Annotated in this window: 17 protein-coding genes and 1 tRNA gene; 14 read left to right on the top strand and 4 right to left on the bottom strand. The window is 64.6% G+C overall.

Features of this window, described 5'->3' with window-relative positions:
* Window positions 1–75 precede the first annotated feature (75 nt).
* From ABCN56_RS19675 to ABCN56_RS01185, 6 genes are all read left to right on the top strand, one after another.
* Window positions 76–936 (top strand): ABC transporter ATP-binding protein, encoded by an 861-nt coding sequence (locus ABCN56_RS19675; protein WP_425466057.1) that lies wholly within the window; start codon window positions 76–78, stop codon window positions 934–936.
* A complete protein-coding gene (locus ABCN56_RS01205; RefSeq protein WP_425466056.1) occupies window positions 933–1,637 on the top strand; it encodes an ABC transporter ATP-binding protein in 705 nt (234 codons plus the stop codon). Before ABCN56_RS19675 ends, ABCN56_RS01205 begins: the two co-directional genes overlap by 4 nt.
* Before the next feature lie 3 nt (window positions 1,638–1,640).
* Window positions 1,641–2,651 (top strand): branched-chain amino acid ABC transporter permease, encoded by a 1,011-nt coding sequence (locus ABCN56_RS01200; protein WP_343078948.1) that lies wholly within the window; start codon window positions 1,641–1,643, stop codon window positions 2,649–2,651.
* 2 nt (window positions 2,652–2,653) lie between these two features.
* On the top strand, window positions 2,654–3,943 hold the full coding sequence (locus tag ABCN56_RS01195) for a branched-chain amino acid ABC transporter permease (protein WP_425466055.1): 1,290 nt from the start codon (window positions 2,654–2,656) through the stop codon (window positions 3,941–3,943).
* Window positions 3,944–4,093: 150 nt separating this feature from the next.
* A complete protein-coding gene (locus tag ABCN56_RS01190; protein WP_343078946.1) occupies window positions 4,094–6,520 on the top strand; it encodes a GcvT family protein in 2,427 nt (808 codons plus the stop codon).
* 123 nt (window positions 6,521–6,643) lie between these two features.
* Window positions 6,644–7,243 carry a nucleotidyltransferase family protein gene (locus tag ABCN56_RS01185; protein WP_343078945.1) on the top strand — a complete coding sequence of 200 codons (600 nt, stop codon included), beginning with the start codon at window positions 6,644–6,646 and terminating at the stop codon, window positions 7,241–7,243.
* A gap of 146 nt (window positions 7,244–7,389) precedes the next feature.
* Here the strand turns inward: ABCN56_RS01185 and ABCN56_RS01180 are convergent.
* Window positions 7,390–7,473 (bottom strand) — tRNA-Leu (locus tag ABCN56_RS01180).
* Window positions 7,474–7,732: 259 nt separating this feature from the next.
* On the opposite strand from ABCN56_RS01180, the gene ABCN56_RS01175 reads away from it, so the two are divergent.
* Window positions 7,733–8,311 (top strand): YqaA family protein, encoded by a 579-nt coding sequence (locus tag ABCN56_RS01175; RefSeq protein ID WP_343078944.1) that lies wholly within the window; start codon window positions 7,733–7,735, stop codon window positions 8,309–8,311.
* On the top strand, window positions 8,308–8,769 hold the full coding sequence (locus tag ABCN56_RS01170; protein ID WP_343078943.1) for a disulfide bond formation protein B: 462 nt from the start codon (window positions 8,308–8,310) through the stop codon (window positions 8,767–8,769). Before ABCN56_RS01175 ends, ABCN56_RS01170 begins: the two co-directional genes overlap by 4 nt.
* A gap of 15 nt (window positions 8,770–8,784) precedes the next feature.
* On the opposite strand, the gene ABCN56_RS01165 is transcribed toward ABCN56_RS01170, so the two are convergent.
* Window positions 8,785–9,222 (bottom strand): Lrp/AsnC family transcriptional regulator, encoded by a 438-nt coding sequence (locus tag ABCN56_RS01165; protein ID WP_343080086.1) that lies wholly within the window; start codon window positions 9,220–9,222, stop codon window positions 8,785–8,787.
* A 111-nt stretch (window positions 9,223–9,333) separates the two neighbouring features.
* On the opposite strand from ABCN56_RS01165, the gene rocF reads away from it, so the two are divergent.
* The gene (gene rocF / locus ABCN56_RS01160; protein WP_343078942.1) at window positions 9,334–10,263 is read left to right on the top strand and encodes an arginase; all 930 of its coding nucleotides are present in this window, start codon (window positions 9,334–9,336) and stop codon (window positions 10,261–10,263) included.
* Window positions 10,260–11,327 (top strand): ornithine cyclodeaminase, encoded by a 1,068-nt coding sequence (locus tag ABCN56_RS01155; RefSeq protein WP_343078941.1) that lies wholly within the window; start codon window positions 10,260–10,262, stop codon window positions 11,325–11,327. Before rocF ends, ABCN56_RS01155 begins: the two co-directional genes overlap by 4 nt.
* Here ABCN56_RS01155 and ABCN56_RS01150 read toward each other — a convergent pair.
* Window positions 11,311–12,186 carry a LysR family transcriptional regulator gene (locus ABCN56_RS01150; protein ID WP_343078940.1) on the bottom strand — a complete coding sequence of 292 codons (876 nt, stop codon included), beginning with the start codon at window positions 12,184–12,186 and terminating at the stop codon, window positions 11,311–11,313. The two genes, ABCN56_RS01155 and ABCN56_RS01150, sit on opposite strands and share 17 nt — an antisense overlap.
* A gap of 97 nt (window positions 12,187–12,283) precedes the next feature.
* Between ABCN56_RS01150 and ABCN56_RS01145 the strand changes: the two genes are divergently transcribed.
* Window positions 12,284–13,093, top strand: coding sequence for an arylamine N-acetyltransferase family protein (locus tag ABCN56_RS01145; RefSeq protein WP_343078939.1), 810 nt, complete (start codon window positions 12,284–12,286; stop codon window positions 13,091–13,093).
* A gap of 31 nt (window positions 13,094–13,124) precedes the next feature.
* On the opposite strand, the gene ABCN56_RS01140 is transcribed toward ABCN56_RS01145, so the two are convergent.
* A complete protein-coding gene (locus ABCN56_RS01140; protein ID WP_343078938.1) occupies window positions 13,125–13,394 on the bottom strand; it encodes an usg protein in 270 nt (89 codons plus the stop codon).
* Window positions 13,395–13,585: 191 nt separating this feature from the next.
* Between ABCN56_RS01140 and gyrA the strand changes: the two genes are divergently transcribed.
* The 3 genes from gyrA to ABCN56_RS01125 all read left to right on the top strand — a co-directional run bounded on the left by gyrA (window position 13,586) and on the right by ABCN56_RS01125 (window position 18,054).
* The gene (gyrA, locus tag ABCN56_RS01135) at window positions 13,586–16,309 is read left to right on the top strand and encodes a DNA gyrase subunit A (protein ID WP_343078937.1); all 2,724 of its coding nucleotides are present in this window, start codon (window positions 13,586–13,588) and stop codon (window positions 16,307–16,309) included.
* A 170-nt stretch (window positions 16,310–16,479) separates the two neighbouring features.
* Window positions 16,480–17,286: a hypothetical protein gene (locus ABCN56_RS01130; protein WP_343078936.1), complete on the top strand. Its 807-nt coding sequence runs from the start codon at window positions 16,480–16,482 to the stop codon at window positions 17,284–17,286.
* Between the two features lie 207 nt (window positions 17,287–17,493).
* Window positions 17,494–18,054, top strand: a complete 561-nt coding sequence (locus ABCN56_RS01125) for a hypothetical protein (RefSeq protein ID WP_343078935.1) — start codon at window positions 17,494–17,496, stop codon at window positions 18,052–18,054.
* Window positions 18,055–18,062: the final 8 nt, after the last annotated feature.

Here is an 18,062-nt window from a genome sequence, read left to right as displayed (position 1 = left end):
CCGGGCTGCTTTTACATTAAAAAACAAGAAACTGGCGGACGTTCTTCGCACAGCGCGATGAGGGGGAGGGACCGCATGATTACCGTCGAGAACCTGCACAAGCATTTCGGCGGCTTTCGCGCCGTTGATGGCGCGTCGCTGGAAATCGCAAAGGGCTCGATCACCGGCCTCATCGGTCCGAACGGCGCCGGAAAGTCCACGCTCTTCAACGTAATCGCCGGTGTCTATGAACCGACCGCGGGCCGGGTGATCATGGACGGCGAGGACATCACGGGGCTGCCGCCGCATGACCTCTTCCACAAGGGGCTTCTGCGCACCTTCCAGATCGCGCACGAGTTTTCCTCGATGACCGTTCGCGAGAACCTGATGATGGTTCCCGCGGGCCAGTCCGGCGAGACGCTCTGGAACACCTGGTTCCACCGCTCAAGGATCCGGGAAGAGGAAGCGGCCCTTGCGAAGAAGGCCGACGAAGTTCTTGACTTCCTGACGATCTCCCATCTTGCCGACGAAAAGGCCGGGAACCTCTCCGGCGGCCAGAAGAAGCTTCTGGAGCTTGGCCGCACGATGATGGTCGAGGCCAAGATCGTCTTTCTCGACGAGGTCGGCGCGGGCGTGAACCGCACCCTTCTCAACACGATCGGCGACGCGATCGTGCGGCTCAACAAGGAACGTGGCTACACCTTCTGCGTCATCGAGCACGACATGGATTTCATTGGCCGGCTTTGCGACCCCGTCATCGTCATGGCCGAGGGCAAGGTGCTGGCCGAAGGCTCGGCGGAACACATCATGGAGAACGAGGCCGTGATCGAAGCCTATCTGGGCCGCGGCCTGAAGAACAAGGTCAAGGCGGAAGCGGATGCCGAGGCAATGCGCCACGAAACTCACGGTGCGCAGCCGGGCATTGGCGACGAGGCCGGCAAGGGGGTGGGCGAATGACGTTCCTGTCGGCCGAGAACATGACCGGCGGCTACGGCGCCGCCGACATCCTGCACGACTGCACGCTGACCGTCGACAAGGGCCAGATCGCCGTGATCGTGGGCCCGAACGGGGCGGGCAAGTCCACCGCGATGAAGGCGGTCTTCGGGATGCTCAATCTGCGCCAGGGGCGGGTGACGCTCGACGGCGAGGACATCACAGCCCTCACGCCGCAGGACCGGGTGGCGAAGGGCATGGCGTTCGTGCCGCAGACCAACAACGTCTTCCCCTCGATGAGCGTCGAGGAGAACCTCGAGATGGGCGCGTTCCTGCGCCGCGACGACTTCCGGGGCACGATGGAGCAGGTTTACGACCTGTTCCCGATCCTGAAGGAAAAGCGCCACCAGGCGGCTGGCGAGCTTTCGGGCGGCCAGCGCCAGCAGGTCGCCGTGGGCCGCGCGCTCATGACGCAGCCGAAGCTCCTGATGCTGGACGAGCCCACCGCGGGCGTTTCACCCATCGTCATGGACGAGCTTTTCGACCGCATCATCGAGGTCGCCCGCACGGGCATCTCGATCCTGATGGTCGAGCAGAACGCCCGCCAGGCGCTTGAGATCGCCGACATGGGCTACGTGCTCGTGCAGGGCGCCAACCGTTACACCGACACCGGTGAGGCCCTTCTGGCCGATCCGGAGGTCCGCCGCACCTTCCTGGGGGGCTGAGGCATGGATTTTCTCAACGCGATCGTCGCGCTTCTCAACTTCGTCATCATCCCCGCGACGTCCTACGGGGCGCAGCTCGCGCTCGGGGCGCTGGGTGTCACGCTGATCTACGGCATCCTTCGGTTTTCCAACTTCGCGCACGGCGACACGATGGCCTTCGGGACCGGCGCCGTGATCCTCGTCACCTGGTGGTTCCAGTCCATGGGGATCAGCTTCGGCCCGCTTCCCACGGCGCTTCTCGCCCTGCCCTTCGGCATCGCGGTCACGGCCGCGCTCGTGCTTTTCACCGATAGGACGGTCTACCGCTTCTACCGCAGGCAGAAGGCCGCGCCGGTCATCCTCGTGATTGTCTCGATGGGCGTGATGTTCATCATGAACGGGATCACCCGCCTGATCATCGGCGTGGACGAGATCCGCTTCGCCGACGGTGGCCGGTTCCTGATCAACGCAAACGAATTCAAGCAGTCCACCGGGCTGGCCGAGGGCCTTGCCTTCCGCTCGACGCAGGCGCTGACCATCGTGACGGCGGTGATCGTCGTGGCGATCCTGTTCTGGTTCCTGAACAACACGCGGACCGGCAAATCCATGCGGGCCTTCTCCGACAACGAGGATCTCGCGCTTCTGTCGGGCATCAACCCCGAGCGGGTCGTGGCTGTCACGTGGATCATCGCGGCCGGCCTCGCCACGATCGCGGGCACGCTCTATGGCCTCGACAAGTCGTTCAAGGCCTTCAACTACTTCCAGCTTCTGCTGCCGATCTTCGCCTCCGCCATCGTGGGCGGCCTCGGCAGCCCGCTCGGCGCGATCGCGGGCGGATTCCTCATCGCCTATTCCGAGGTGGGCTTCACCTATGCCTGGAAGAAGGTCGCGACCTACGTCCTGCCTGAAAGCCTGGCGCCCGAAGGCCTCGCCCAGCTTCTTTCCACCGACTACAAGTTCGCTGTCTCCTTCGCGATCCTGATCGTCGTCCTGCTCTTCAAGCCCACGGGCCTCTTCAAGGGGAAAGCGGTATGAACATGCGCAACATTCTCCTCTTCGGTTTCGTGGCCCTTCTCATCATCGGCGAGGGCATGACGGCAAGCTGGAACACCGCGCTCGGCATCCTGAACATGGGGCTGATCTCGGCGATCCTGGCGCTCGGCGTGAACATGCAGTGGGGCTACGCGGGCCTCTTCAACGTCGGTGTGGTCGGCTTCGTGGCGCTCGGGGGGCTTGCCCCGGTCCTGGTGGCGACGAGGCCCGTGACCGAGGTCTGGACCCTGAACGGCGGCTTCCGCCTTCTCTTCGCGCTGCTCCTGGGGGCTGCCGTCATCGGGCTGGCGATCGTCCTGAACAACCGACTCAAGGGCCGCGCGCGGGCGCTCGCGCTTCTCGTCGTGCTGATCGGCGGCTTCTTCCTTTATCGTGCCGTCTTCGACCCGGCCGTCGAGTTCGTCGAGGCGTTCGAGCCCGCGACCTATTCGAACCTTGGGGGCCTTGGCCTGCCGGTTCTTCTTTCCTGGCCGGTTGGCGGGCTTCTCGCCGCCGGGGCGGCCTGGATCATCGGCAAGACCGCGCTCGGCCTGCGCTCAGACTACCTCGCCATCGCGACGCTCGGCATCGGCGAGATCATCATCGCGGTCATGAAGAACGAGGACTGGCTGGCGCGCGGCGTAAAGAACGTCATTTCGATCCCGCGCCCCGTGCCCTATGAAACCGACCTGCAGGCGAACACGGGATTCGTCGAATGGGCGGCCTCTTTCGGCTCGGACCCGGTGACGGCCTCGACCGTCGTGGTCAAGCTTCTCTACGCTGCGCTCTTCGTGACCATTCTGCTCTTGCTCCTCTGGGCTTCACAGATGGCGCTCAATTCACCCTGGGGCAGGATGATGCGCGCGATCCGCGACAACGAGACCGCGGCCGAGGCGATGGGCAAGCATGTGACCCGCCGCCACCTTCAGATCTTCATCCTCGGATCGGCGGTCTGCGGCCTCGCCGGCGCGATGATCGTCACGCTCGACAGCCAGCTGACGCCCGGCACCTACAACCCGCTGCGCTTCACCTTCCTCATCTGGGTCATGGTGATCGTCGGCGGCTCGGGCAACAACTGGGGTGCAGTGCTTGGCGGCTTCCTGATCTGGTTCCTGTGGATCAAGGTCGAACCCTGGGGACAGGCGCTGATGCAGTTCATCACCGCCGGCATGGCCGATGGCGCGCTGAAGCAGCACCTCCAGGAGAGCGCCGCGCATATGCGTCTTCTCACCATGGGTCTCGTCCTGCTCCTCGTGCTCAGGTTCAGTCCGCGCGGACTCATTCCGGAGAAGTGACGACACGCCCGCTTCAAGGGAGCGGGCCGGACCGGATGCGTTTCTCTCGCGGGACGCATCCGGCGCTCTGATACGACATTTTCCGTCGTCTTTCGACATGCCTTCTTCCTGCCGAACGCCTTGACTGCAGACAAGATTCAGGAGGCACACATGAAAACCCACACGAAGGTCTGCGTCATCGGCGGCGGTGTCGTCGGCTGTTCCGTGCTCTATCACCTGACCAAGTACGGCTGGTCCGACGTGATGCTCGTCGAGCGTTCGGACCTGACCTCGGGCTCCACCTGGCACGCGGCGGGTGGTTTCCACACCCTGAACGGCGACACGAACATGGCGGCGCTTCAGGGATACACGATCCAGCTCTACAAGGAGCTTGAGAAGATCACGGGCATGTCCTGCGGCCTGCACCACGTCGGTGGCATCACGCTCGCCGACACGCAGGAACGCTTCGACATGCTGAAGGCCGAGCGGGCGAAGCACCGCTACATGGGCCTCCACACCGAAATCCTCGGCCCCGAGGAGATCGAGAAGTTCACCGACGGACTGGTGAACACCAAGGGCATCATCGGCGCGCTTTACGATCCCCTCGACGGCCATCTCGACCCCTCCGGGACCACGCACGCCTATGCCCGCGCGGCGAAGATGGGCGGCGCCGAGATCGTCGAGCACAACCGCGTGCTCGAAACCAATCCCCGCCCCGACGGCACCTGGGACGTCGTGACCGAAAAGGGCACGATCCACGCCGAGCACGTCGTCAACGCGGGCGGTCTCTGGGCGCGCGAAGTGGCCGCCATGGCCGGGATCTACCTGCCGCTCCTGCCGATGGCGCACCAGTATCTCGTCACCGACGACATCCCGGAGATCATGGAGATCCTGAAATCCGGACGCGAATTCCCGCACGTGATGGACCCGGGCGGCGAAAGCTACCTGCGGCAGGAAGGCCGGGGCCTCTGCATCGGTTTCTATGAAAAGCCCTGCGAGGGCTGGTCGATCGACGGCACGCCCTGGACCTTCGGGCACGAGCTTCTGCCCGACAACCTCGACAAGATCGAGGATTCGGTCGCCTTCGCCTACAGGCGTTTCCCTGTTCTCGAAAAGGCCGGCGTGAAGCGCGTGATCCACGGGCCCTTCACCTTCGCTCCCGACGGCAACCCGCTGATCGGCCCCGTCCCGGGTCTCAGGAACTATTGGTCCGCCTGCGCGGTCATGGCCGGCTTCAGCCAGGGCGGCGGCATGGGCAAGTCGCTCGCCGAATGGATGATCCACGGCGAGACGGAATGCGACCCGCGCGGCTTCGACGTGGCGCGCTTCGGCACCTGGACGACACCCGGCTACACGGTTCCGAAGGTCATCGAGAACTACCAGATGCGGTTCTCGGTCTCCTACCCGAACGAGGAGCGCCCGGCGGCACGCCCCTTCCGGACGACGCCGATGTACGACATCTTCGACGGGATGGGCGCGGTCTGGGGCCAGCAATACGGGCTGGAAGTCGTCAACTACTTCGCTCTCCCCGGCGAGCCGCGCTACGAAACGCCGTCTTTCAAGCGCTCCAACGCCTGGGATGCGACGGCGCAGGAAGTGCGCGCCGTGCGCGAGGCGGTCGGCATCAACGAGATCCAGAATTTCGGCAAGTTCCGCGTGACCGGTCCGAACGCGCGGGCATGGCTCGACCGCATCATGGCCGGCGCGATCCCCGCGCCGGGACGCTTGTCGCTCACGCCGATGCTGTCGCCCAAGGGCAAGATCATCGGCGACTTCACCGTCACCTGCCTGTCCGAGACCGAGTTCCAGGTCACGGGGAGCTACGGCGCACAGGATCAACACCGCCGCTGGTTCGAACAGAACCTCGAGGAAGGCGTGCGCGTCGAGAACGTCTCGGACCGGCTCACAGGCTTCCAGATCGCTGGCCCCAAGGCGCGGGAACTTCTGTCGCGCGTGACCCGCGCGGACGTGTCGGCAGAGGCGTTCAAGTTCATGGACGCCATGCGCATGACCGTCGGAATGGCCGATTGCCTGATCCAGAGGGTCAGCTACACGGGCGACCTTGGCTACGAGATCTACTGCGATTTCATGTCCCAGCGCTCGCTCTGGCACACGCTCTGGACCGCGGGCCAGGACCTCGGCCTGCGCCCCTTCGGGATGCGCGCCATGATGAGCCTCAGGCTCGACAGGTTCTTCGGCTCCTGGGCGCGGGAGTTCTCTCCCGACTATTTCCCGGGCGAAACGGGCATCGACCGCTTCATTCGCTGGAACAAGGCGGTGGACTGGATCGGCAAGGCACCCGCCCTGAAGGAAAAGGCCGAAGGGCCGAAGCGGAAGCTCTGCGCCTTCATCGTGGACGCCAAGGACGCCGACGTCGTCGCCTACGAGCCGATCTGGCTCGGAGACAAGGTAGTCGGCTTCTGCACGTCGGGCGGCTACTCGCACTGGACGGGCCAGTCGGTCGCGCAGGGCTTCCTGCCCACGGAAAGCATCCGCGACGGGCTTGAGGTGGAGATCGAGATCCTCGGGGAACGCCGCCCTGCTCGGCTCGTGACCGAGCCTCTCTGGGATGCGGCGGCCGAAAGGATGCGCGGCTAGGTCAGGCGGCGAGGTGGTCCATCGGGCCGCCTCGCCAGGCTCACGGACAGCGCCTCGGCGGGCGCAATGGGGAATGCCTTTTCGCACGTTTCCATGCGCCCGATCCGCGCATAGTGTCGTGACATGACAAAGGTCCTGATCCTCATTGCCGCTGCTGGAGCATCCACGCGCATGCGTGGCAGCGACAAGCTTCTCGAAGAGATCGAGGGCGAACCGCTGCTGACGCGGACGGCACGCCATGCCGTGGCAACCCGTGCGCCCGTCCTCGCGACCATCCCCGAGGGGAACGAAAGGCGCCACGGCGCGCTGGCGGGCACGGGCGTCGAGGTGCAGGAGATCGACGCGAGCGAGGGCATGGCCGCGTCACTCCGCGCCGGCGCGACCGAGGCGCGCCGGATCGGCGCAGTCGGCCTCATGGTTCACCTCGCCGACATGCCGGAGATTGGGACAGGGGATTTCTCGTCCCTGATCAGCGCGTTCCTCGAAGATCCTGACAAGATCCTCCGTGCCACCGCCGCCTCGGGAAAGCCCGGGCATCCCGTGCTGTTCCCTGCCCGCCTCTTCCCCGAACTGGCCCGCCTGTCCGGGGACAGGGGCGCTCGCGCGATTCTCGCGCGTGAACAGCAGATCCGTAACCTCGCCCTGCCGGGCACGAGGGCCCTGACCGATCTGGACACGCCCGAGGACTGGGCAGCCTGGCGTCAGCGAAGGGAAACGTCCTGAAGGACGGAAGCGGACTGACCTGAACCCCGTCTGCACGCGCCCAGAAAGCACGCGTGTCGAGCATACGACCGGGCGCCCGGCGCATGCCCCCGACGTCTGGGCCATCGAGGTATTCGGTGGAGGTCGCAGGCGCGAAGCGCCTTGCCTGGTGCCCGAGGCGAGACTCGAACTCGCACGCCTTGCGGCGGAGGATTTTGAATCCCCTGCGTCTACCATTCCGCCACTCGGGCCACCGGAATTCCGTCTAGCCTCGGAACGTGGCAGATACAAGTGACCTTGATCAACAAGCCGTCACGGCAGCGCGGCAGTGGAAGCGTCGCGAGCCACCGGGCGGCCATTCCACGCGGACCCGCGCGAACCGCCGGTGCGCTTCCCCCATCCGATTTGGCGCGATCCGCCAGGTGGACTGCACGGGAATGTAACCGAACCCCTTCTTGACGCCGCGTCTCTGCCGTGCCCAATGGGCAGAAGGCCGCGAACGGGCAGTAGATGATCCGCAGACTTTACGACTGGACGATGGGATTGGCGGGCCACCGCCATGCGCTGCGGGCTCTCGCGGCAGTTTCCTTCGTGGAAAGCTCCGTGTTCCCGATCCCGCCGGATGTCCTGATGATCCCGATGGTCCTTGCCAACCGGGCGCGGGCCTTCCTGATCGCCGCCGTAGCCACCCTTGCCTCGGTCGCGGGGGGACTGGCCGGCTACTTGATCGGCGCGCTCGTGTTCGAGGCGATCGGCCAGCCGGTCCTCGAATTCTACGGAAAGATGGACGCGGCCAGTGACTTCGCGGAACGGTTCAACCACTGGGGTGCCTGGGCCGTCCTGATCGCGGGCGTCACGCCCTTCCCGTTCAAGGTGATTACCATCATCTCGGGATGGACGGGCCTCAGCCTGCCGGTGTTCATCGTCTCGTCAGTCATCGCCCGCGGTTTCCGGTTCTTCATCGTCGCGGGGCTCCTCTGGAAGTTCGGCGCCCCTATCCGCAGCTTCATCGAAGAACGTCTGGGCCTCGTGTTCAGCGTCTTCCTCGCCCTCCTGCTCGGCGGCTTCCTGCTTGTGAGATACCTGTGACACGCACTCGCCTCATCCTCCTCGCCGCGGGCGGTTCCGCCGCGCTCCTGGCCGGAGCCTTCTTATTTCAGGCGCTCGGTTACGCGCCGTGCAAGCTCTGCCTCTGGCAGCGCTGGCCGCATGGAGCGGCGATCCTGATCGGCGCGCTCGCCCTGATCATTCGTCTGCCCTTGCTTGCCTGGCTCGGCGCGCTCGCCGCCGCAGCGACGGGCGGGCTCGGCATCTATCACACCGGTGTCGAACGTGGATTCTGGCCTGGCCCCGATACCTGCACCTCCGGCGGGGACATCGGCAACCTGACTGCGGCGCAACTTCTGGAACAGATCAACCAGGCGCCGCTCATCCGCTGTGACGAGGTTGCCTGGGAATTTCTGTCGCTTTCCATGGCGTCCTGGAACGCCATTCTTTCCTTCGCGCTCGCCGCGATCTGGATCATGGCGGCCCGCAAGACCCGTTGAAGCCGCGGGCGGGGCTCAGACCGCCTTGCGGCCCGCGCGCTTCGTCGCAAGAAGAAGATTCGTCTCGCTCGACGCGACGCCCTCAAAGCCCCGAACGCGCGCAAGCACGGCATCGAACTCCTCGAGCGTCCGCGTGCCTATCTCCGCGACGAGATCCCAGCGCCCGTTTGTCGAGTGAACCGCCGACACCTCGGGCAGCCCCGAAAGCCGGGCCATGACCCGGTCGGCCCATCGTCCCTCTATCTCGATCATCATCAGTCCGCGTACCGGCGCCTGGCTGACATCGCCGCGCGTAACAACGGTGAAACCCACAATCTCGCCTCGCTGCATCAGCCGCTCGATCCGCGCCCGCACCGTCGCGCGCGCCACACCGAGACGACCGGCGAGATCCGACAACGCCGCCCGCCCGTCACGCCTGAGTTCGGAGAGGAGACGTTGGTCGAGATCGTCCAATTCGCTCATTACCATCACCATTTCGGTCACTCATACTCACTTAATGACAGTAACGCGGCTTCCAGCTGACGCAAAGTGAAAAGACAATCCGACAAGAAGGAAGGGAACAGGATGAAATCCAGGAACTGCATTCTCGTTGGCGCTCCGATCGACAGCGGCCAGCGGCGTCCCGGCTGCCTGATGGGGCCGGCTGCCTTCCGCGTTGCGGGCATCGCCAAGGCGCTCATCGATCTCGGGCACGAGGTCGATGACCGGGGCGATGTAGCCCCTGCCCCCTTCGAGTCCGCAACCTGCGCCAACCCGGCCGTTCATTCGCTTGCCGAGACTGTCGCCTGGACAAAATCCCTGGCCGCCGCGACCGAGGGCGCGATGAGCGCGGGCTTCCCGATCATCATGGGCGGCGACCATTCGCTTGGGCTTGGCGCGGTCTCCGGTGTCGCGGCACACGCCGCGAAGGCAGGCCGGCCATTGTTCCTTCTCTGGCTCGACGCGCATTCCGACTTTCACACGCCGCTAACCACCCAGTCCGGCAATCTTCACGGCACGCCCGTAGCCTACGTCGCCGGCCGCGAGGGTTTCACCGCCTTCCCACCCTTCCCCGCGCCCCTGCCGCCGGAACGCATCTGCCTTTACGGAATCCGTTCCGTCGATCCTGAAGAGCACGCCGCACTTCTCGACCACGACATCGGCATCATCGACATGCGCGTCATCGACGAACAGGGCATCGTCGCGCCGCTGCGCGAGTTCCTCGATCGTGTGCGCGCCGAAAACGGACTCCTCCACGTCTCGCTCGACGTCGATTTCCTCGACCCATCCATCGCACCCGCCGTCGGGACGACCGTGCCGGGCGGAACCACCTTCCGCGAGGCGCATCTCGTGATGGAGCTTCTCCACGAGTCTGGCCTCGTCTCCTCGCTCGACCTCGTGGAACTCAATCCCTTCCTCGATGAGCGCGGCCGAACCGCGCGCCTGATGGTTGACCTCGTCGCCTCTCTCATGGGCCGAAAGGTATTCGACCGCCCCACCCGGAGCTTCCCATGAATCGACTGAACATCGTCCCTTTCGTTAGCGTCGACAACATGATGCGCCTCGTTCTTCATATCGGGGTCGAGCGCGTACTGGCCGACCTGGCAGGCTATATCGCAGCCGACTTCCGCCGCTGGCAGGATTTCGACAAGACGCCTCGAGTCGCGTCCCATTCCGAAGTCGGCGTGATCGAGTTGATGCCCACCTCGGACGGAACCCGCTATGGCTTCAAATATGTCAACGGCCATCCGAAGAACATGAAGGAAGGGCTGCAAACCGTTACCGCCTTTGGCCTTCTTGCCGACGTGAACACGGGATACCCACTGCTGCTGACGGAAATGACGATCCTCACAGCACTGCGGACCGCGGCCATGTCCGCGCTGGCGGCGAAGCACCTCGCGCCCGCGGGCGCAAGCGTCATGGCAATGATCGGCAACGGGGCCCAGGCCGAATTCCAGGCCCTGGCCTTCCGCGCGATCTGCGGGATCGAGGAGATCAGGCTCTACGACATCGACACAACCGCGACCACGAAATGTTTCAGGAATCTAGGGACTTCCGGACTGAAGCTCACAGCCTGCAAAACACCCGAAGAGGCGATCATGGGCGCCCACATCATCACGACCTGCACGGCCGACAAGCAATTCGCCACCATTCTCACCGACAACATGGTCGGCAGCGGCGTCCACATCAACGCCGTCGGCGGGGACTGCCCCGGCAAGACGGAGCTTCACAGGGACATCCTCAAGCGTTCCGACATCTTCGTCGAATACGCGCCGCAAACCCGCGTCGAGGGCGAGATCCAGCAGCTGCCCCCCGACCATCCCGTAAGCGAGTTTTGGCAAGTGCTCAGCGGCTCCATGCCGGGGCGGACCGACGCGCGCCAGATAACGCTCTTCGACAGTGTCGGCTTCGCCGTCGAGGACTTTTCGGCCCTGCGTTACGTCCACGACCGACTGCGTGGCGCACCCTTCTTCGAGGAACTCGACATGATCGCCGATCCGGACGAGCCACGCGACCTTTACGGGATGCTCCTGCGCGCAAAAGCGGCGCAAGAGAGGAGCATCACTCTGGCCGTCTGAATCGGCCGCGCGCCCACCTGAGAAATGCCGCTATGCGGGGATGGCTTGCCTCTCGCGCGTCTGCATAGAGCCAGACGGGCGAGTCCGGGCACGCAGGCAGGTCGAGCCTGGCCAGCCGTGGATCGGCCTCGGCCAAGGCAAGCGGAAGCAGGGCCACGCCCTGCCCGCGCGCGCAAGCCTCAAGCTGCGCAATAGGGCTCGACGACAGCATCGCGACGTTGCCGCCCTGACCGGCGAACCAGCGGTAGCTGCTGACTTCAGCCAGCGAGCCGGAGCCACGGATCACCCGGTGCCCATCAAGCGAATTCGCTCCGGGACGGACCGGGTTGCGGTCCAGGTACTCCGGCGATGCGAACAGGCCCCAGCCGATACGACCGATTTCCAGGCCCTCGGTGCCCTCTGGCGCGCCTTCGGCTGGTGTCACGAGGACGTCGTAGTCGGCGGGCGACAGCACGAAAAGGTCTTCGTAGACAGCAAGATCGGTCGGGTCGTTGCCGCGCCGGCCCCATTCCGGGAGTGAATCGGCCATGAAAAGCTGCGCTGTCGTCTCGCAAGCAGCAATGCGCAGCGGCTGCACCGTGGCCCCGAGCGCCAGCCCCAGCTGGTCATAGGCCAGCCGCATCGCGCGCGCGGCACCGACCATTGCCGCGCCCCGCTCGGTCAGCGTGACTTCCCCCAACTCGCCGCGATCGAACACCCTGCGACCACCGGCCTCAATGGCCGCAAGCCGGCGTGACATCGTCGACTGGCTGACACCCGATATGCGCGCGGCGGCCGAAAGGCTTCCGGCCTCGTGTATCGTCAGCACATCGCGCAGATCGTTCCAGTCGGGAAGATCGCGGGAGAAAGAGTGCGCCATGATCCATGCAAAAACGGATAGACCACTGCAATATCGCGGATTGCAGCCAGAGGGTCAATCGCGCCTAATCCTGGTCACAAATGCTTGGAAGACTTCCATGACCTTCGATCTCGATCGCTATCTCGACCGCATCGCTCACCGGCCCGGAGCCGCAACGCCTGAGGCGCTCGCCGCGCTTCAGGCGGCCCAACTTACGGCCATACCGTTCGAGAACACCGAACCCTATCTGGGAAAGGTTCCGGACCTGGACCCCGCGGCGATCTGGAAAAAGCTCGTCGTGGACGGACATGGCGGCTACTGCTTTGAACTGAATACGCTTTTCGGAATGGCGCTGGCGGCGTTGGGTTATCGGGCGGTGCCCGTTCTCGGGCGTGTCCGCATGGGCGCGGCAACCGGAGGGCCGAGGGCGCACCTGTCGTATGTCGTCACGATTGGAGAGCGGAGTTTTCTGGCCGATGCCGGCTTTGGCGGCTCGGTTCCGGAGGTGCCCCTGGAACTTGGCCAGTCGGGTCCACAGGAGGACCGTCTGGGGCGTTATCGGTTGCGCGCCGACACCGCGACGGAAGAAACCGTGATGGAACGCGAAACGCCTGAGGGTTGGTTCGCGCTGTACGGTTTCGACCGTTCCCCGGTCACGCCACCCGATTACGTCGCCGCCAACTTCTTCTGTGCCCGCTTCCCGCAGTCTCCGTTCCCCAACCACCTGATGCTGCACCGTGTCACTGCCAACGGACGCGTCAGCCTTTTCGACCGTCGGTTCACTTCCGACGCGAAAGAGCGCGAGATCGTGTCGGAGGCGGACCTGGCCAGCGTCCTGCGCAAGGAGTTCCGCATCGCCGCCGACGATCGAACGGTCGCCGCCGTATGGAAGCGCCTCCAGCCCGAAATGATGGACTGCGTCAGCTGATCCGCAATGAGGCCGGTGGTCCGTCCCGGCGTCAATGGATCCGGAACTCCCCCACCACCTGCCGCCATTCGCCCGGCGCGATCAGCTTCCTGTGGGTGAACCTGACGGAGTGCAGTGGCCCTTCGATCTTCTCCTGCCAGAACTCGATGAACCGGAACAGTTCGGGGTAGTCCGGGGCCAGGTCGTATTCCTGCCAGATGAAGCTGTTCAGGACGCTCTTGTAGTCAGGTATCCGATAGAAAAGCTCCGCCGTCGTGAGCCCGTATCCCTTCAACATCAGTTCGGTTTCGGATGCGCGCATCTTCTGCCTCCAGTTTTCTTCTGGGGGAAATGATGCCCGAGTCTGATTAAGTTTCAACAAAAACAGTATGTTAGCACTCTCATGCAACTGATGCCAGAATGCGTGCGCACGCTTGGTTGCACCCCATATCCGGGATGCGGTATAAGATTGAACAACAAAATCTAGACCCTTGGCAGAGACGCGAGCAGCCCGTGACAGACATCCCGGAACCCCCTGAAAACGAAGGGGAAATCGCCCCGCGCCCGGCCTATGAAGGCCCGACGGTTTCGATCGCCGATGAAATGAAGACGGCTTATCTCGATTACGCGATGAGCGTGATCGTGAGCCGCGCGATCCCCGACCTGCGTGACGGGCTGAAGCCCGTGCACCGGCGCATTCTCTACGCGATGCACGAAACCGGGAACACGCATGACAAGCCCTACCGCAAATCGGCGCGCCCGGTCGGCGACGTGATGGGTAAATACCACCCGCACGGCGACGCGGCGATCTACGACGCGCTGGTGCGGATGGCGCAGCCATTCTCGATGTCGCTGCCGCTTCTCGACGGTCAGGGCAACTTCGGCTCGATGGACGGCGATAACCCGGCCGCGATGCGTTATACCGAAGTCCGAATGGACAAGGCGGCGGCCTCCCTCCTCGCGGATATCGAGAAGGACACGGTCGATTTCCAGGACAACTACGACGGCAAGGACCGGGAACCGACGGTTCTTCCGGCGCGGTTTCCGAACATGCTGGTCAACGGCGCGGGCGGCATCGCCGTCGGCATGGCGACCAACATTCCGCCGCACAACCTCGGCGAGGTCGTTGACGCGACGCTCGCGCTGATCGAGAACCCGGATCTGTCGACCGAAGCGCTGATGGAGATCATCCCCGCCCCGGATTTCCCGACCGGCGGGATCATCCTTGGCCGCTCCGGCGCGCGGAAGGCTTACCTCGAAGGGCGCGGAAGCGTCATCATCCGGGCGAAGACTCGGGTCGAGGAGTTGCGGAAGGACCGCTATGCCATCGTCGTGGACGAGATCCCCTACCAGGTGAACAAGGCATCGATGATCGAGAAGATCGCCGAGGCCGCGCGCGACAAGAAGATCGAGGGTATCGCCCATGTGCAGGACGAATCCGACCGCGTCGGTGTGCGCGTTGTTGTCGAACTGAAACGCGATGCGACGCCGGAGGTGGTCCTGAACCAACTCTATCGCTTCACGCCCATGCAGACCTCTTTCGGCTGCAACATGCTGGCGCTGAACGGCGGCCGGCCGGAACAGCTGACGCTGCGCGATTTCCTGACGTATTTCATAGCGTTCCGGGAAGAAGTTGTCGCGCGCCGGACCGCCTTCGAACTCAGAAAGGCCCGTGAGCGCAGCCACATCCTCTGCGGCCTCGCGGTTGCCGTATCCAACGTGGACGAGGTCGTCGCGACGATCCGCTCATCCGCCGATCCGGCCGAGGCGCGCGAAAGGCTGATGACCCGGCGCTGGCCGGCGGCCGATATTGCCGACTACATCCAGCTGATCGACGACCCGAAGCACAAGATGAACGAGGACGGGACCTACAACCTGTCCGAAACCCAAGCCCGCGCGATCCTCGACCTGCGCCTGCAGCGCCTGACCGCGATGGGCGTGAAGGAAGTCACCGACGAGCTGCAGGAGCTTGCCGCGAAGATCCGCGACTACCTGGACATACTCGGGAGCCGCGAGCGGATCATGGCGATCATCTCGGACGAGCTTCGCGAGGTCAGAAACCAGTTCGCGGTGCCCCGGCGCACCGAGATCGTGGACTGGGCCGGCGACCTCGAGGACGAGGACCTGATCGAGCGCGAGGACATGGTCGTCACGATTACCTCGGGCGGCTATATCAAGCGCACTCCCCTCGCCGAATTCCGCTCGCAGCGGCGCGGCGGCAAGGGCCTTGCCTCGATGCAGACCAAGGAAGACGACGTGGTGACCACGCTTTTCGTGGCCAACACGCATACAGCGCTTCTGTTCTTCACGACTGACGGCATGGTCTACAAGCTGAAGTGCTGGCGCCTGCCGCTTGCCGGGCGCAATGCGAAGGGCAAGGCCATCGTAAACATCCTGCCGATCGACCAGGGCGTCTCCATCGCGGCGCTCATGCCAGTGGACGTGCCGGAGGAGGAATGGGCGAACCTCCAGATCTTCTTCGCGACATCCGACGGCGACGTGCGCCGGAACGCGCTGTCTGACTTCACCAACGTCATGCGCAACGGCAAGATCGCGATGAAGCTACCGGAAGGCGTGTCGCTCGTGAACGCGCGCATCTGCGACGAGAACGATGACGTCATGCTGGTGACGGCCCTCGGGCGCGCCATCCGCTTCTCGACCACCGAGGTTCGCGTCTTCAAGGGCCGCGATTCCACGGGCGTTAGGGGGATCAGGCTTGCGAACGGCGACAACGTCGTCTCCATGTCGGTGATCCGCCACTTCGAGGCGTCGCCCGAGGAGCGCGCGGCCTATCTGAAGATGCGCCGCGCCGTCGCGGGTGCCCTCGATGATGGAGCCGAGGCCGACGAGGACGAGGAAACGGTGGAAGCCGGGCAGCTGTCTCCGGAGCGTTATGCCGAGATGTCCGCGGCGGAAGACCTGATCCTTACGATCACCGCGCGCGGGGCTGGCAAGATCTCCTCCTCGCACGACTATCCGATCCGGGGGCGTGGCGGCCAGGGCGTCATGGCAATGGACAAGGCCATGCGTGGCGGCAAGCTCGTCGCGTCCTTCCCGGTGGAGATGGACGACCAGATCATGCTGGCAACCTCCACTGGCCAATCGATCCGCTGCCCCGTCGAAGGCATCTCGTTCCGGTCGCGGACGGCGGGCGGCGTCAAGATCTTCGAACTCGCGAAGGGCGAAGAGGTCGTCTCGGTCGCCCGGATCGCCGATCAGGGTGAAGGCGAGGAATAACGGTGGCCGGTCCCGGCCTTCACGGCCGGGACCGCACCGACTTTACCCGGGACGACAATTAACCAATTGATCAGTTTAAGGTTTCATTAAGCATCGCGCTCCGCGATATCTCTTCGCAGGAACCGAGACCGGGGCCGGATTCCAGGCCCGCCGCGAAGAGCGAGATCACCATGAAAGCCCTTCAGATCGCCCCGCAGGCGCTGCGCGGGTTACTTCCGCCTCTGGTCGCGACCTTGGCAGTCGCGGCCGGACCGGTCGCTGCCCAAAGCCTGGATATCGGGCTCAATTTCGCAGAACTCGACGGCTGGGCCGCAGCCACGGGGAACGACGGCGCCAGCTCGGCACTGCATCTGACCGGCGATTTCCGGACCGGCCCTGCCCATGGCGTGCAACTCGACCTCGGCGGCGAGGTGATTGACGATGGTTTCCTGGGACAGGTCGACCTTCACGTCTATCTCGCGCCGGGCAGGGACCGGAAATACGGGTTCTTCGCCAGCCTCGCCGACATGGACGACCGGGAGCTCACGATCGGGTCCGCCGGCATCGAGGTCCTGGCTGTAATTGGCGGCGGCACCATCGTGGAAGCGCGCGCAGGCGCGGGCATGATCCACGGTTCGGCCATGCGCAATGTCGATTTCGTCTCGGTGTCTGGCGGCATCAGCCACGCGTATTCGGACCGAACCTCGGTCTTCGCACAAGCGACGCTCGCCGAGTTCGACGAGGCCGCGATCTCAGCGACCGGATACGAATGGCTGGCCGGCTTGCGGCACGGCATCGGGGATGGCCGGATCGAGATCACTGCAGCGATGGGCGCGACGGGTCTCTGGGGCCGCGACTCCGCGCCGACAGAGCCCGTCGTCATGGCCGGCCTGACCTGGCGTTTTTCCGGAGCCAGGGGGCAGAAGCGGCCGGTCGATCATCGTGCTTTCGGAACGTGGCAACCCGCGCGGCCGCTTCTCGCGCTCGGCAGGTTCTGAGGCGGGCGCGCCCGAAGCAGTGTCCGATTCTCGGGCGGTGTTCCCGCGGCACGCTCCACGAAGGCCGACAAAGTTTAACATTTAGTCAAAATATCGCCGCATTGATTCGGTTCCTCTTGCTTTGCAGTGACAAGCACTCGGCGCATTGGAACCTACCTGCCTCGCGCCAAGCCTGCGGTAGCATTGCGTGTGATTGGAAGGTGCAAGATGGCCAGCAAGGCGGTTACCCAGATCGACGGAATGGACGGAGTTGTTCACGGGCTTCGTATCCTCATTGCCTCCTATTTCTTCGTCGCGGCCTCGGGCCTTGCCGCGATGACATCGGGAATCGCGGCATATGCCCAAGCGTTGCCGCATTCGATCGAAAGCTGGCTCTTCGCCGCCGCGGCCTGCGCCGCCGCGGCTGTCACGATGTTCGGTCGCCTTGCGCGGACCGCGGCATTCGTCCTTGCGGTCTACGTTCTCTGGGCGAGCCTCCTTCGGACCGGCGGCGCCTTCGAGCCGGCAGCCGCCCTCACCTCCCTGACGCGCGATATGGCGCTCGTGGCGGCGCTCTTCCTGCTCTCGGGCACCAAGGTCCAGGTGGTCGACGCGTTGCTCTTGACCAATCCGCTGGCGGTCCCGACCCGCGGGAAATCCGCGGCTGAAGCGCATCAGGCGCGCCGGCACCTCGTCGCAGCCAAGACCGCTTCGGGTGTGCCCGCGAACCGAGCCGCCAGCGGCGCTGACAAAGCCGTGAACCCGCTTCCGGAACGGCGCAGCGCCTGAGACTTCCC

The sequence above is a fragment of the Ostreiculturibacter nitratireducens genome, from assembly GCF_032670585.1.
Classification (GTDB): Bacteria; Pseudomonadota; Alphaproteobacteria; order Rhodobacterales; family Rhodobacteraceae; genus Ostreiculturibacter; species Ostreiculturibacter nitratireducens.
Note: the sequence above shows the minus strand (reverse complement) of the source record. Positions and strands in the feature narration are given on the sequence as shown.